Source organism: Geobacillus sp. E263 (assembly GCF_007197795.1).
Lineage (GTDB): Bacteria > Bacillota > Bacilli > Bacillales > Anoxybacillaceae > Parageobacillus_B > Parageobacillus_B toebii.
Window position 1 is genome coordinate 1188783 of the sequence record NZ_CP041632.1, and the last position, 15441, is coordinate 1204223.

The window sequence follows — 15441 nt, forward strand, 5'->3', positions numbered from 1 at the left end:
GGGAATTTTTATGTTAGGATTTTTACAGCGGCTTGGAAAAGCGTTTATGCTGCCGGTTGCCGTCCTGCCGGCAGCGGGGTTATTGCTCCGTTTAGGACAGCCGGATTTATTGGATATTCCGTTTATCGCCGCAACAGGGGATGCTGTTTTTGCGAACCTGCCGCTCATTTTCGCGATCGGGGTTGCCGTTGGCTTTGCCAAAGATGGAAACGGCGCAGCGGCGCTGGCCGGGGCGATCGGCTACTTTGTGTTAACAAAGGGGGCCGCTGCTATTGACAAAGATATCAATATGTCCGTGTTAGGTGGAATCATTTCCGGTGTGATTGCCGGTCTGTTGTATAACCGCTACCATAATATTAAATTACCAGATTGGCTAGGATTTTTTGGGGGCAAGCGGTTTGTTCCAATTGTGACCTCGTTTGTCATGCTTATATTGGCACTTGTTTTCGGATATGTATGGCCGCCGATTCAGGACGGCATTAACGCGGTCGGCAAATGGATTGTCGGCGCCGGCGCGATTGGGGTAGGCGTTTTCGGCTTTTTGAACCGGTTGCTCATTCCGGTTGGCTTGCATCACGTCTTAAATAGCTTCGTATGGTTTGTGTTTGGCGAGTACAATGGAAAAACAGGGGACTTATGGCGGTTCTTCGCGGGTGACCCGGATGCCGGAATTTTCATGGCGGGATTTTTCCCGATTATGATGTTTGGTCTTCCAGCCGCAGCGCTCGCCATGATTGCCGCAGCGAAAAAAGAGCGGCGCAAAGAAGTATCCGGTGCGCTCATTAGCGTGGCGCTGACTGCCTTTTTAACGGGAATTACCGAACCGATTGAGTTTTTGTTTATGTTTTTATCGCCATTGCTTTATGTCGTTCACGCCGTATTAACGGGGCTTTCGATGGCGATTGCGACGATGCTCGACATTCATCACGGGTTTACTTTCTCGGCCGGCGCGATTGACTTTTTCTTAAACTATGGAATTGCGCAAAAACCGTATCTATTAATCGTGCAAGGAATTATCTATGCCGTCATTTATTTCGTTGTGTTCTATTTCTTGATTGTCAAATTAGATTTAAAAACGCCTGGCCGTGAAGAAATCGAAGGCGAATTCACGGCAAGCGGCGCAGCGTCATCGGGCGGCTACAAAGGCGTTGCGGTACAGTATATGGAAGCGCTGGGCGGTAAAGATAACCTCACCCAGATCGACAACTGTGTGACCCGCCTGCGCTTAAAAGTAAAAGACATGTCGAAAATCAATGAGGACGAACTGAAACGTTTAGGCGCAAAAGGGGTCATCCGCCTCAATCAAACGGATGTGCAGGTCGTTGTCGGCACGGATGTCGAGTTTGTCGCTAACGAACTGAAAAAGCTATAACCAGGAGGAAAGCGTTCCAGCTCTTTTCGTTAGTGGAAAAGAGCTGGAATGTCTATTTTCATAGAGATGTGATAGATCAAGGGGGGATTTGCCAATGAAGCGGTTGCTAGACTGCAGCGCCTCGGATTTTTGCCGTATGAACGGAAAAGAGCTGAAACAATCGATTCGGGCAGCGGAAGGAAGAACGATCGTCGCAGAAGTAATCAGCTCTGTTGCCCCGCTTTATCCGGCGGTGACGAATGCGGAATTGGCCGCGGCGTTTGGCGCGGATTTAATTCTATTGAACATGTTTGATGTATTCCGGCCGCTGGTAAACGGGTTGGATACGAAGGAGCCACATCAAATGGTGAAGCGTCTGAAGCAGTTAACGGGGCGTCCAATTGGCGTCAATTTAGAGCCTGTTGACCCGAACGCGAGGCAGTTAGAGAGTCTTGCTTCTCTTCCAAAAGGAAGGATGGCAACAGAAGAATCACTGCAAGAAGCAAAACGTCTAGGTTTCGATTTTATCTGCCTAACCGGAAATCCGAAAACAGGTGTGACAAATAATGAAATTATCCGCGCGATCGAAACCGCACGTGCCGTTTTTAGAGAAGACGGTCTCATTATCGCCGGGAAAATGCACGCAGCTGGAGTGGCCGGCGAAACGGGAGCTAGCATTGTATCCGAAGAAATCGTTATGCGTTTTATTCGTGCCGGAGCTGATGTAGTTCTTATGCCGGCGCCAGGAACTGTACCAGGTGTGACCTTAGAAAAAACGGAAAAGCTAGTTCAGGTTGCCCACGAACATGGCGCGCTCGTTATGCTTACGATCGGCACAAGCCAGGAAGGAGCGGATGAACATACGATCCGCCAAATCGCGCTCGCAAGCAAAATGGCAGGAGCCGACCTGTATCATATCGGAGACGCCGGTTATCATGGCATCGCCATTCCGGAAAACATTATGACGTATTCGATTGCCATTCGTGGCAAACGCCATACGTATATTCGTATGGCAAGATCGCCATTGAGATAGTGAACATATATTGATTGTGTCATGATAGAGCTGTTACGAAGAAGGATGATTATTCCTTCTTCATTTTTTGTTGGAAGCAATCTTCGCAAATGATTTTGCCTTCCTGTTGGAGGAATGCCTTGATTTCTACTATTCCTCTGTATGCCGGATATCTCATATGAACATAAATCGGTTCATTTTTTTCAATTGTTTTGTTGCAAACAGAACAAGTTGGACGAATGCGAAACATAAGGCATCTATCCTTTCCAACTAGTGATGCGTTTATTATAGCATGAGAAGTTTCACTATTCTTCAAAAAATAGAAAAATTTTAGGTATATTCCGTTTACTCATGATACAATAAAAGTAATTACCATTTTTTAAATAAGGAGAGGAGCTATACTATGTTTGGAAAAGTCGCCGCCGATGTGCTTGGATTAAGCGATATCGGCTCGGTCATTAAGCCGGAAAACTATGATAAAGTCGATGCCGATGATTACGTGATGCATGAAGATGGGGAAAAGATTTATTTCTTAATTAAATCGAAGTCGGATGAGTATTGCTTTACCAATAAAGCGCTTATTCATTTGGATGGCACGAGCGCAACAAGCAAAAAACGCGTATTGCGCCGCTATGATTATTACAAACATACGATTTCCGACGTGTCGCTCGAAACGGCAGGCACGGTCGATTTAGATGTGGAGATTAAGTTTAAAATCGGCGCCCATGCCTATTCGATTGACGTCCATAAAAAGCATTTAGAAGAACTAAAAGATTTATATAAATCGCTGCTCGCCATCTCTGAGCTTTGCCATGAAAACAAAACGAAGCTCGAGTACGCGCATAAAAGTTTGGAATTGACGGCAAACGTATTCGGGCAAGTGAAAAGTGACACAAATAATTTCGTTGCCGATTTCAAAGCGGTGAATGAACTTGCGTTTCAATGGCTCGTTGACGCGAAAACAAAATATACGGTGAAAGACTTCGGCTTTGTGTTTGAGCGCTATATTAACAATTAAAACGCGAATCTAGTGAGATTCGCGTTTTTTAAAATTTATAAAAAATAATGAAGGTGGAAGCATGAACGAGCCGAAACATATCATTGCTGTTGCTGCTTATGTAGCGAATGAAAATGGCGAGGTTTTATTAGTGAAAACGCATTGGCGCTCGGATACATGCGTTAAAATCGTTTCTTAAAAAAAGCAAAATGATTTTTTTATTGTCAAACACCATGAATTGCTTTAATATAATAACTGTCAATTGTTCGACAATTTTATACACTAGCGGCAAGGTGCCGAACGAGCTGGTGCGCTCTAGTAGGCTTAATAGGGAATCTGGTGAAAGTCCAGAACTGTCCCCGCAACTGTAAATGCTGACGAAATGAAATCGCCACTGTACGGTGGAATGGCAAGCGCCGTTTGCCGTATGGGAAGGTTCAGAGTAGGATGAAGCATGAGTCAGTAGACCTGCCTTGTTCGCTTATAGTTTCCTATCTTCGGGGGGTGAGATGAGGAAACGGCAACGGTGGCTGCCTTCGTGTATACATATTGCCGTTTCTCGCTCATTCCGAGTTAGGAATGAGTTTTTTTATTTTACATAAAGAAGGGGGAACAAAAAATGAAAAAATGGAAACAGTATGTCATGTTGCTCGTATTCATCCTTACATTTGGCTTCTTGTTTGGATGTAATGGAGAGAACGCAAGCAAAGAGCCTGCAAAAAAAGAAGAACCGAAAACGGAACAAGCGGCGTTTCCGGTAACGGTAAAAGATGGATTAGGCGAGGATGTAACAATACAGTCCGAGCCGAAAAAAATCGTTTCATTAATTCCAAGCAACACAGAAATCGCCTATGCGCTGGGATTGGGAGAGAAAATCGTCGGTGTAAGCGATTTTGACAACTATCCGGAAGATGTAAAAAATAAGGAAAAAATAGGCGGCATGGAGTTTAATGTAGAGAAAGTCATTTCGTTGAAGCCAGATTTAGTGCTTGCCCATGCGTCTAGTGCACATAATTCGAAAGATGGTCTTCAGCAATTAAAAGATGCAGGCATTACTGTATTGGTTGTCAATGATGCGAAAACGTTTGATGATGTCTATCATTCGATCGAATTAGTTGGAAAAGCGACAGGAACTGCGGACAAAGCACAAGAAATCATCCAAAATATGAAAACAAAATTAGAAGCTATAAAAGAAAAAGCAAAGCAAATTAAAGAGGAAGATCAAGCAAAAGTATGGGTCGAAATATCACCAGCTCCAGAAATTTATACTGCTGGAAAAGGAACGTTTATTGATGAGATGCTCCAGGCGATCTCCGCGAAAAATGTCGCCGGTGATTTAGAAGGGTGGCCGATGGTTACGGAAGAAAAAGCGGTCGCGTACAAGCCGGATGTCATTATTACAACATACGGCGGAGCGAAGCAAGTGTTGGACCGTCCTGCTTGGAAAGATGTCCCGGCGGTGAAAAACAAACGGGTGTATGATGTAAATACAGACTTAGTAAGCCGTCCGGGTCCACGCTTGATCGAAGGAGTAGAGGAACTTGCAAAAACAATTTACCCGGATATTTTTAAGTAATATATGGATGTATGCAGTTGCAATAACGGTCGTTATTACTTCGCTCTTGCTGGGGATATCGATAGGTTCTCTATCGATTCCCTTTTCTATTATTATCAAGATTATTTTTTCGATCTCGTTTGGGTTGCCGTTGCCCGGCGATGTTCCCGATGATCTCGTGCAAATCGTGATGGCGATCCGCCTTCCACGCGTTGTGCTCGCGTTTCTTGTCGGGGCGTCGCTGGCGGTCGCGGGAGCTGCGTTTCAAGGGCTGTTAAAAAATGCGCTTGCCGATCCGTATACGCTCGGCGTGTCGTCAGGTGCTTCCGTTGGTGCTGTTTTTGTCATTTTCTTCGGTATTCAATTGCCGTTATTTGGTACATTTACGCTTCCTATTGTCAGCATTATATTTGGCCTTGTGACGCTCGTGCTTGTTCTTTTATTTACACGAGCGGTGGAGCGAAAAATGTCTGTAGAGACCATCATCCTAGTTGGAATTATGTTCGGGGCGTTTTTCAGCGCGCTTATTTCCTTAATGATTGCACTAACTGGAGAAGAATTGCGGCAAATTATTGCATGGCTGATGGGGAGCGTAGCGATGCGCGGCTGGAAATATACGATGATGATGCTTCCGTTTTTTCTCATCGGAGTGATCATGCTGCTTTTTAATGCGCGCGAACTGAACGCTTTTGCGTTTGGGGAGTCGGCCGCTATGCATATCGGGGTCGATGTGTTGAAGCGAAAAGTGATGATTTTAACCGGCGCTTCGCTGCTAACCGGCGCGGCGGTGTCTGTTTCCGGAACGATCGGTTTTGTCGGATTGGTCGTTCCACATATGGTTCGCCTCGTCTGTGGTCCGAACCATCGTCTTCTGTTGCCGCTTTCCCTATTGTATGGCGGTGCCTTTCTCGTTCTTACTGATTTATTGGCGCGTACGATTATTTCGCCGAGAGAATTGCCAATCGGCGTAATTACCTCATTGATTGGCGCACCTTTATTTGCACTACTATTTTTTCGAAGAATGCGAAGAAAGACGTGATGAATGTGCTTGAAGTAAACCATGTTTCTTACCACTATCATCGTAAACAAGTGCTTCATGATGTAACGTTTACCGTAGCAAAGGGAGAAGTATTTGGGATTTTAGGGCCAAATGGGAGCGGGAAAACGACCTTATTGAAACTGTTAAGCAAGGAGTTGTTATTACAAAACGGAAGCATAACAGTAAACGGCCGGCCGCTTCGTTCTTTTTCGCAAAAAGAATGGGCGCGCTTTGCCGCGGTGCTTCCGCAAACGGTTGATGCGGCATTCGGATATACGGTAAAAGAAACAGTGGAACTTGGAAGATATGCCCATCAAAGCGGTCTATTTCCGACATGGACGGAAGAAGATGAACAAGCGGTGAAAACAGCAATCGAAGAAGTTGGGCTAATGGAAAAAGCAGAAGAAGGGATTGACCGTTTGAGTGGGGGAGAACGTCAGCGTGTTTATTTAGCAAGAGCGCTTGCGCAGCAGCCTCAGCTTTTATTGCTAGACGAACCGACGAATCATATGGATATTACCCAGCAAATGCGATTATTGGACCAGCTTGTCCGCTCGGCGAAGGAAAAAGAGTTAACGGTTATTGCGATTTTTCATGATATTAACATCGCTAGTTTATATTGTGACAGGCTTTTAATGTTAAAAAAAGGGGAGGTAGTCGCGCTAGGGACGCCGGAAGAGCTGATGGAACCTGAGATTTTCCGTTCTGTATTTCACGCGTCCGTAAGCAGGCAAGCACATCCGACCGTCTCTAAACCGCTTATGGCGTTTTTACGGGAATGCCAATTTCCGATATTACAACATAACGAACTGCGCGAACGATTCGCGTGGACAATGTTGGAAGACTGCGTCGTTGTAACCGCAACCGAGCCGCTTAAGGTGTTATCTTCCGCACTTGTCGGATCAGGCTTTCAATGGGCGACTCATTTTGTCAATCGTCAAGTTTCAAAAGATTATGATTGCGAAGATGCGGAAACGGAAATGAAACATTATTTACGGCGCCGCGGCTTTCCCGTCCAAAAAACGATTGGAATGATGACCGCTGTTTCTGTCGAAGATGCCGTCTGCATGTATGAGAAACATGATGCGTTTTCTGTATGGACCGTTGTTACCGCTGGAGTAGGAAATGCCGTTGATGCCGCACAAGCATGGAAACGAGAGGAATTAAGCCAAAAAGTCGGCACGATTAACATTATGGTATTTATCGACGGAACATTGACAGATGCCGCTTATGTGCAGGCTTTAATGACGGCGACGGAAGCAAAAACAAAAGCATTATACGATGAAAAAATTGTCGATCCTGAAACAAGCACCTATGCAACAGGAACATCGACGGATTGCATCGCGATTGCCGCGACACAAACGGGAGCAAGGTTTCCTTATGCTGGAACGATCACACCGATTGGAAAAGCGATCGGGCGAACCGTTTATGAAGCGACAAAGGAAGCCCTTCGCCGTTATAAACAGCGGAGGGAATCATTGTGAGTCATCTTTTGGCGATTGCTCTGGCGCTTGTGTTGGATTGGTTGTTTGGCGATCCTCGTTGGCTTCCGCACCCCGTGCGTGGAATCGGATCATTCATTTCCTTTTTCGACAAACGGCTTAATCAAGGGCGATATCGGCGCATGAAAGGGATTATTACCGTCGCGGTCGTAGCAGGAATGGTTTACTGCCTGGCGTCTCTTGTTGTATATATCAGTTATTCTCTTTCATGGATATTTGGCGTTATGATGGAAGCGGTCCTTATTTTTACGACGATTGCGACAAAAAGTTTACAAGAAGCTGCCTGGAATGTGCTTATTCCTTTAGAACAAGGAAAAATCGAAAAGGCTCGCCGCGAATTAAGCATGATTGTCGGCCGGGATACAGAAAATCTTGACGAATCGGAAATTGTGCGCGCCTGTGTGGAAACGGTGGCGGAAAATACGAGCGATGGCATTACCGCGCCGTTGTTTTACGCTTTCATCGGAGGCGCACCATTGGCGCTTTTTTATCGGGCCGTAAATACGTGTGATTCGATGCTCGGCTATAAAAATGAGGCGTATCGCGAATTCGGTTGGGCGTCAGCGCGTTTGGATGATGTGGTCAATTATGTGCCTGCTCGTCTTACGGCGATGGTGATGATATTTATCCATAGCGGAAAGCGACTTCGTCATTGCTTGCGGGTGCTTTTTCGCGACGCTCGCAAACATCCAAGCCCAAACAGCGGATGGCTAGAATCGGCGATGGCGGCGCTTTTAGGCGTGCAGCTTGGCGGAACGAACACATATAACGGAATCGTTTCGCACCGGCCGACGATCGGCGATCCGCTCGTTCCGCTAAAAAAAGAACATATTCGCCATGCAGTGCGGATTATGCTCGTTACGGTTTTATCGTTTGCGATATTGCTGTTCATAGGAGGGATATTGATTGAATTTGCCAGCACATGGAGCAAATCCCCGCCAATTATATGAGCATCTTGGGATTCCAATTCCAGAAACTTACGTTGATTTTAGTGTCAACACAAATCCATATGTATTGCCGCTGTCGCTTTGGCCGAAACAAGCTGATTTTTGCGGTTGGGCGATGGAATATCCAGACCCGGATGCTTCTTTATTAGTTGATTTACTTGCGCGTATCGAAGGAATCGCACCAGAGCAAGTGCTGATTTCCAACGGCGCTTCGGAATGCATTCATTTGCTAGGACAATTATTTTCACGGAAACGAATTGGAATTGCGGAACCGACGTTTTCTGAATATCGCCGCGCTTGTGAGGCGCACCATTGTAAGATCGTTTCGATTGTCTCGAATGAGGAAAGCAACTGGAAATATAATCTAAGTGAGTTAACAACGTTATTAGGGGATGTTGATGCTTTCTTTTTATGCCATCCAAACAATCCAACCGGAACGGTGATGACGGAAGAAGATCTATATGCGTTGCTTGTGGCAGCGGAGAAGGCAGAGACATTTGTTGTCATCGATGAAGCGTTTTATCATTTTTGGATCGAAGGCTTTACCGCATTGCAGTGGGTGAACGACTTTTCCCATCTGATCGTTTTGCGTTCATTAACGAAAATCCATCATTTAGCCGGGGCGCGTATCGGCTATATGGTTGCCAATAAGGAAGTCATTGCGCAAGTAAAAGCATTGCAGCCGCCATGGAGCGTAAGTAGACTTGCCCAGCAGCTGGCGTTGCATTTTTTGCCGATGAACGAGTTTGTCGCACAAACAAAGCGGATGATTGCCAGTGAACGGGAGCGAATAACGACGATATTAAGCGAATATGGGTATTATGTTTCGCCATCGGTCGTTAATTTTTATTTATTACGGTTGCCAAATCGTTCCACAGAAGCGCTGCTTTATCATTTATTACAAAAAGGGATTGTACCGCGCCATACGATGAATTTCCGCGGCCTTGACGGCCATTATTTGCGTTTAGCGGTGAAGACGGAGGAAGAAAACGATCAATTGCTGCATGTGCTGAGGCGGTGGGCGCAATGATCGTGTTTATTAGCGGGGGTGTCCGAAGCGGAAAAAGCCGAATTGCTGAAACTTATGTACAAAAGCTGGCAACTCCAGAAAGTTCTTTACACTATATCGCAACGGCACGAGCGTTGGATAACGAAATGAAACAGCGGATTGATCATCACCAAAAGCGGCGAAAAAAACAACCGATGAAGTGGATCACATGGGAACAGTCGGTGCGGCTTGATAAACTGATTCCTGTTTTTACAAAAAGCGATGTCGTCTTGCTTGATTGTATAACGAACTGGCTTGCTAACGAATTGTTTGCTGATGAAAGCTGGCAAAAGGAAGCAAACTGTTTTCATAAGGCAAGACAAATGTGGATTGTGTTACAGCAATTAGAAAAAGCGTGCAAGGCGTTAATCATTGTCTCGAATGAATTATTTTCTGGAGGAGTGCCGGATGATTTAGGGACATATCATTTTATGAAAACGCTTGGGTGGCTTCATCAACAAATTGTCGCAAACGCTCAAATCGCCATTTTGGCGCAGAATGGCATAGCTGTTGTGAAAAAAGGAGAATCATTGTCATGAAAGCGGCTTGGAGCGGGTTTTTATTGTCTGTTCAATTTTTGACGGTGATTCCTATTCGGAAGCAGATTGATTGGAACGCTGCCACGGCACGCTGGTCTGTCCGCGCATTTCCGCTTGTCGGTGCGCTGATTGGCGTTATCGAAGCAGTTACGTATTTCATGTTTTCTTCGTTTTCTTCTCTTTCGCCATTGTTTCTTGCGCTTTCCCTCATGTGGCTATCTATTTGGATTGCAGGCGGATTGCACGCGGACGGTTGGATGGATGTAAGCGATGCGTTTTTTTCGTATCGGGATGTAAAGCGGCGTCAAGAAATCATGAGCGATTCGCGCGTCGGGGCATTTGCGGTATTATCGATTTTGTTTTTGCTTTCATTTCGCTTTTTATTTATGTTTGAAACAATATGTTCCGATTTTGATATATTCCTTATTGCCGTTATTCCGGTGTTGTCGAGAACGGCGATGGCATGGCTGCTTATTTATGGAAAACCAGCAAAACAAACTGGCATGGCCGCTGCTTTTCGGGAACATGCCGATCGTTACGATGCGCATGTTGCAATGATTATTGGCAACTGTTTGCTCGCGTGTTTATGCGCCATCCATTTTTCTGTTTGGAAAACCGTTATATTTTTAGCGTGTGGGACAATATTTGCTGTTTTCGTTGCACGTTTGTTTTTTGAAAAACAATTTGGCGGCATTACCGGTGATGCGCTTGGGGCGTTTGTCGAAGGAGTGGAGACGTGGCTATGGTGTATGATTTGGCTATTACGTTCATACGTCATGGTATGACGCCGGAAAATGAAGCAAGACGATATATCGGGCATACGGATGTACCGCTTGCAGAGCAGGAAAAAGCGCGGCTTCTTAAAGCAGACTTGCAGCTTTTTGCGCCTGTTGATTTGCTTGTATCAAGCGATTTGCTGCGGTGCCGGCAAACGTGTGAGCTGTTGTTTCGAAGTTATTCCGGTGCGAAATTCGAAATGGCGCAATGGCGGGAAATGCATTTTGGCGACTGGGAAGGAAAAACGTTTTTGGAGTTGAAAGAAATAAAAGAGTATCAAAAATGGTTGAATTCCCCGCTTTCGACTGTTCCTCCCAACGGGGAAGGCTATCAACAATTTCAAACAAGAGTGGAGCAAGCGTTGGAACAAACGATCATACTTGCCGAGAAAACAAATGCGAAACATGTCGCCGTCGCCACGCATGGCGGCCCGATTCGTTACGTATTGGAGCGCTATGCTCCGCAAGAACGGTCGTTTTGGGAATGGGCGGTGCCATTTGGCGGCGGGTATACACTGCAATCGACGCTCGAGAGGTGGAAGGAGAAAAAACGATGCATTTCATTGTCGGAGGTGCTTTTCAAGGAAAACGAAAATGGGCGTGCACTTACTACCGAATAACAGAACGGAAAGATGTCGTTTGGTATAACGGATATGAATGCGAATATGGCGAGCCAGATGCGAATATACTCGAACGAATCGTTGTGATGGAAGGATTGGAAGCAGCGATTCGGTGTATTCCAGATTTAGCTTATTGGAAACGCATGTTTCAAATATGGCATGAGTGGGAACGACAAAGTTCTGGACGAACGGTTGTGTGGATTGGTTCCGACATTACGCAGGGGGTTGTCCCGGTGGAAAAAGAAGAACGATTATGGCGCGATGTAACCGGCTGGTGTTACCAGCAATTGGTTCAGCTTTGCGACCGCGTCGATCGTGTTTGGTGCGGATTAGCAGAACGAATGAAATAAGGGGGAGAAACGATATGAGACTATATACGAGAACAGGTGACAAAGGAAAAACGAGTTTAATCGGCGGACGTGTCGATAAAGATCATCTGCGTGTGGAGGCGTACGGGACGCTAGATGAAGTAAATTCATTTGTCGGGCAGGCGATGACGCTGTTAAATGATGAGAAATTTCAAGACATTTACGCTGAATTGCAAAAAATTCAACATGAATTATTTGATTGCGGCGGCGACTTGGCCATTGTGAATGGGAAGATTCCGTACAAAGTAACGGCAGATATGGTGACATTTTTGGAAACGCGCATCGATGAATATGTGAAAGAAGCTCCGCCGCTTGAAAAATTTATTTTGCCTGGCGGCTCTAAAGCTGCTGCGGCGCTTCATGTCGCCCGCACGGTAACAAGAAGAGCGGAACGGTGCATCGTGTCATTAAGCAAAGAGGAGCCGATTAATGAAATTGTATTGCAATACGTGAATCGTTTATCTGATTACTTTTTTGCTGTCGCCCGCGTCATTAACGCGCGTTTGGGAGTAAAAGACGTCGAATATGAACGGAGTGCGATCGTGTTTCGGGATAAGGAGGAGGAAAAATGATAGAGAATCGGAAACGATTTGCCATGATAATTGTGTTGATTAGTTTATCGGTGATCGGTTCGTTGTTGAAGCTGCCGACCTCGCTTGGCAGCATTGCCTTAGATAGCGCTCCCGCACTTGTTGCAGCAGCGATTCTTGGCCCGAGTATTGGCGCGTTCGTTGCCGCATTCGGCCATTTGGCATCGGCGTTTTTTGCCGGAGTTCCGTTAGGAGCGTTCCATATGCTGGTCGCTGTGGAAATGGCAGTGCTTGTATACGGATTTGCTTGGTTATATCGGCAGAAATGGACAAAGGCTGCTCTTTTCTTTTTCTTTGTCGGCAACTCTTTTTTGGCTCCGCTTCCATTTGCTTTATGGATGGGAAAAGCGTTTGTTTTGGCGGTTATTCCTTCTTTGACGATCGCAACCGTTGCGAACATCATCGTTTCTTTGCTTGTTATCCCGGTACTTTGGAAATGGAACATTATTGAATCGGAGAAGATGCCACGTGCGTGATGTATTGTTTATACCTTTTTATGATGGCATAGAGTTAGTGGTTGCGGCGGATGGTTCGGCAGCAATTGGAGAGAAAGAGAAGGATGTTGTACACGCTCCATATGATGTCGTTGCGTATTTTGCTGCGCGCGTTGCATTCATGGAAGTATTGAGCGTTGGGGCGAAGCCGCATGCCGTGGTGCTGCAAAATTTTGTGCATGATGAAGCGTGGGAAACACTTTGCAATGGCATCCGCAGGACGTGTCAAGAATTGCATATAGACATTCCGGTCATCGGGAGCAGTGAAACGAATTTTCCAACGTTGCAGTCCGCTGTTGGAATAACGGTTGTCGGTACGGTACAAACAGAGCGAAAACGGGTCGGAATAACACCAAAAGATGCAAAATTTGCGGTAATCGGCGAGCCGCTTGTTGGAGATGAAGTATTGAAGCGTAAGGAACGTATGCTTTCTCTTTCGTTATTTCAAGCACTATTGAGACAAACGTATGTTTATGAAATTGTTCCGGTTGGTTCAAAAGGAATTTATTATGAATTGCAACAGTTGCTTCAGGACAACGGTCTTTCCTCTTTCTCTTGTTCCTGCTCGTTGCCGCTTTTTGCTTCATCCGGTCCGGCTACTTCTGTATTAATAAGCTATGATCCTCATATGGAAGAAGAAATAAAGAAGATGGTAAAAGATTTATTTTTTTCGATCGAATTGCGCTTATAGATTAGTAGAGATGAAAGGGAAGAATATTCCGTAAATATTCTTCCTTTTTTTGCGAAGAAACTTTATGATAGTTGTAACGAAACGATTGTTCTATCGACAGATGTAGTAGAATGGGAGGAGAAAGGATGGACTCCGTTTTTGAGGAGTTGTACGAAAAGTATCATGATGACATTTTTAATTTTTTATTTTATATGGTACGAAATCGAGAACAGGCAGAAGATCTTGTTCAAGAAGTATACATAAAAGTATTGCGTTCGTATAAGCGATTTAAGGGGGAAAGCAGCGAAAAAACGTGGCTGCTATCGATTGCTCGCCATGTGGCAATCGATTTTTTTCGCAAACAAAAAAGCTGGCGGCGGAGAGTGTCAGAAAAATTCGATTGGAACGATGATCAGCTTTGTGATATGCAGCCACTCCCGGAGGAAATTGCGATTCAAAAAGAAGAAATTCAACGGATGTACCGTTGTTTAGAGCGTTGTACCATTGATCAGCAACTTGTCATTGTACTCCGCTTTATTCAGTCACTATCGATCGCAGAAACAGCAGAAACGTTAGGATGGACGGAAAGCAAAGTAAAAACAACGCAACACCGGGCATTAAAAGTATTAAAAAAGTATATGGAGGAAGAAGCGGCGAAAGGGGGAAAACAACATGAAAAAATTTCGGTGGAATGACGAATGCCTCCAATATACGTTGCAACAAATGCCGATGATCAAAGATCATCGTTCGAAAGAAGAAGTGTACCGACAATTGATGAAAGCAAGAAAAACAGCACGTTTGAAAGCGTGGTTTCTTCCATCGTTTGCTTCGATCGTTGCAGTCATGATCGTTGTTGTCATTAGTGTGCACAGCCTCCCGTTTACCAAACAGACAGAAGAAAAATCGGATAAATCTGTCATTACGTTGCAAGCTGATCAGCGTTCCAATATGAGTCAACCGCTTTTGTCAGCAAACCAATACAGCGAGTTTCCATCGCACATTGTTACAAAAGAAGCTTTGAATGATCAAGATGTTGCTGTACTAGGGCTTCCCGACCAGCAGTCTCAAATCGTGATTCCGATTAGTGTGCCAGTCCCAAAGCATGAGTCGGTAAAACGGCAGCTAGAAACGGCCAAAACACAAATTGATGAACAAAAATGGGGAGTCTCGAAACATTTGCTTAATGGGGTAACGATGGTGCCTTCTCGTGAAAGCAAACGAGTTTGGCTTGTTTATGTTTCGAAACAACATCCGGTTTTTTTGGAAGGAAGAGTGAGTGAGTCGCTGTTTTTATCCAGTATTGAAGAAACCATTCGATGGATGGGTGGCAAGAAAATTCGCTTTTTTACGGGAAATAAAGAAGGGATGAAACTAAGTCATAAAGGATATATAGAATCGATGGAAATTCCAAAAAAGAAGCGGGCGTATTATTTATATCAGCTCAGTTCGTCGCATCCTGTATATCTCGTTCCGTCCCCCCAACATTTCCCAACATTTCACAACGCGTTAAGACAAATGCAAAAAGATGCTAGTGCATCACTGCGATCAACGATTCCGCGGGGAGTGCAAATTGAGAAAGTAGATGTGCAACAGGATCACGTCGTTGTTCAATTTACTGAGGATTCAAAGCTTGATGTATCGCCATCGTTATGCTGGATGGTGGAAGCAATTTTACTTACCGCTAAGGAGTTTGGTTTTCGCTCGGTGACGTTTATGGGGGGAAATGTAAAACAGATCGGTCCATATATATTTGGCAAGAAGATTGATGTACCCGTTGGCCCAAATCCGATGATGGCGACTTTGCATACAAGATAAGGGAGTCAGTATTTTTTAATGTCAATGAAGTTCTATTTGTTTTTTTTTGACATAATACTATATGGTGTAAAAATAACAAGGAGGGATGAGCGACGATGGGTGATGTGGTGAGACGATT

Annotated in this window: 17 protein-coding genes and 1 riboswitch; all 17 genes read left to right on the top strand. The window is 45.0% G+C overall.

Annotated features, from left to right (window positions below):
* The first annotated feature begins 10 nt into the window (after positions 1–10).
* The 17 genes from nagE (at position 11) to FNL97_RS06215 (ending at position 15323) form a co-directional block, all read left to right on the top strand.
* Complete coding sequence (gene nagE, locus FNL97_RS06130) at positions 11–1372, top strand: N-acetylglucosamine-specific PTS transporter subunit IIBC (RefSeq protein WP_062677603.1); 1362 nt, start codon at positions 11–13, stop codon at positions 1370–1372.
* 94 nt (positions 1373–1466) lie between these two features.
* A complete protein-coding gene (locus FNL97_RS06135; RefSeq protein ID WP_062677602.1) occupies positions 1467–2384 on the top strand; it encodes a DUF7916 family protein in 918 nt (305 codons plus the stop codon).
* Between the two features lie 382 nt (positions 2385–2766).
* The gene (locus FNL97_RS06145) at positions 2767–3381 is read left to right on the top strand and encodes a PH domain-containing protein (protein ID WP_015864343.1); all 615 of its coding nucleotides are present in this window, start codon (positions 2767–2769) and stop codon (positions 3379–3381) included.
* A gap of 254 nt (positions 3382–3635) precedes the next feature.
* A riboswitch (cobalamin riboswitch) is annotated at positions 3636–3850 on the top strand.
* Between the two features lie 129 nt (positions 3851–3979).
* On the top strand, positions 3980–4936 hold the full coding sequence (locus tag FNL97_RS06150) for an ABC transporter substrate-binding protein (RefSeq protein WP_097354699.1): 957 nt from the start codon (positions 3980–3982) through the stop codon (positions 4934–4936).
* A complete protein-coding gene (locus tag FNL97_RS06155) occupies positions 4902–5954 on the top strand; it encodes a FecCD family ABC transporter permease (RefSeq protein WP_062677597.1) in 1053 nt (350 codons plus the stop codon). Before FNL97_RS06150 ends, FNL97_RS06155 begins: the two co-directional genes overlap by 35 nt.
* Positions 5954–7438, top strand: a complete 1485-nt coding sequence (locus tag FNL97_RS06160; protein WP_143415220.1) for an adenosylcobinamide amidohydrolase — start codon at positions 5954–5956, stop codon at positions 7436–7438. Before FNL97_RS06155 ends, FNL97_RS06160 begins: the two co-directional genes overlap by 1 nt.
* Entirely contained in the window at positions 7435–8406 is a 972-nt protein-coding gene (cbiB, locus tag FNL97_RS06165; protein WP_143415221.1) for an adenosylcobinamide-phosphate synthase CbiB, read from the top strand. Before FNL97_RS06160 ends, cbiB begins: the two co-directional genes overlap by 4 nt.
* Positions 8363–9433 (top strand): threonine-phosphate decarboxylase CobD, encoded by a 1071-nt coding sequence (gene cobD / locus FNL97_RS06170; RefSeq protein ID WP_143415222.1) that lies wholly within the window; start codon positions 8363–8365, stop codon positions 9431–9433. The genes cbiB and cobD overlap by 44 nt, the downstream gene beginning before the upstream one ends.
* Positions 9430–9990: a bifunctional adenosylcobinamide kinase/adenosylcobinamide-phosphate guanylyltransferase gene (locus tag FNL97_RS06175; protein WP_015864337.1), complete on the top strand. Its 561-nt coding sequence runs from the start codon at positions 9430–9432 to the stop codon at positions 9988–9990. The genes cobD and FNL97_RS06175 overlap by 4 nt, the downstream gene beginning before the upstream one ends.
* Positions 9987–10775, top strand: coding sequence for an adenosylcobinamide-GDP ribazoletransferase (cobS, locus tag FNL97_RS06180; protein WP_143415223.1), 789 nt, complete (start codon positions 9987–9989; stop codon positions 10773–10775). Before FNL97_RS06175 ends, cobS begins: the two co-directional genes overlap by 4 nt.
* Positions 10733–11386, top strand: a complete 654-nt coding sequence (locus tag FNL97_RS06185; protein WP_015864335.1) for a histidine phosphatase family protein — start codon at positions 10733–10735, stop codon at positions 11384–11386. The genes cobS and FNL97_RS06185 overlap by 43 nt, the downstream gene beginning before the upstream one ends.
* Positions 11320–11736 (top strand): bifunctional adenosylcobinamide kinase/adenosylcobinamide-phosphate guanylyltransferase, encoded by a 417-nt coding sequence (locus tag FNL97_RS06190; RefSeq protein ID WP_062677593.1) that lies wholly within the window; start codon positions 11320–11322, stop codon positions 11734–11736. The genes FNL97_RS06185 and FNL97_RS06190 overlap by 67 nt, the downstream gene beginning before the upstream one ends.
* A 14-nt stretch (positions 11737–11750) precedes the next feature.
* Positions 11751–12326 (top strand): cob(I)yrinic acid a,c-diamide adenosyltransferase, encoded by a 576-nt coding sequence (locus FNL97_RS06195; protein WP_143415224.1) that lies wholly within the window; start codon positions 11751–11753, stop codon positions 12324–12326.
* Positions 12323–12820: an ECF transporter S component gene (locus FNL97_RS06200; RefSeq protein ID WP_015864332.1), complete on the top strand. Its 498-nt coding sequence runs from the start codon at positions 12323–12325 to the stop codon at positions 12818–12820. Before FNL97_RS06195 ends, FNL97_RS06200 begins: the two co-directional genes overlap by 4 nt.
* Positions 12813–13529 (top strand): AIR synthase related protein, encoded by a 717-nt coding sequence (locus tag FNL97_RS06205; RefSeq protein ID WP_143415225.1) that lies wholly within the window; start codon positions 12813–12815, stop codon positions 13527–13529. The genes FNL97_RS06200 and FNL97_RS06205 overlap by 8 nt, the downstream gene beginning before the upstream one ends.
* A gap of 125 nt (positions 13530–13654) precedes the next feature.
* Positions 13655–14203: an RNA polymerase sigma factor SigX gene (gene sigX / locus FNL97_RS06210; RefSeq protein ID WP_081188252.1), complete on the top strand. Its 549-nt coding sequence runs from the start codon at positions 13655–13657 to the stop codon at positions 14201–14203.
* Positions 14181–15323, top strand: coding sequence for an RsiX family anti-sigma factor (locus tag FNL97_RS06215; protein WP_015864329.1), 1143 nt, complete (start codon positions 14181–14183; stop codon positions 15321–15323). Before sigX ends, FNL97_RS06215 begins: the two co-directional genes overlap by 23 nt.
* Positions 15324–15441: the final 118 nt, after the last annotated feature.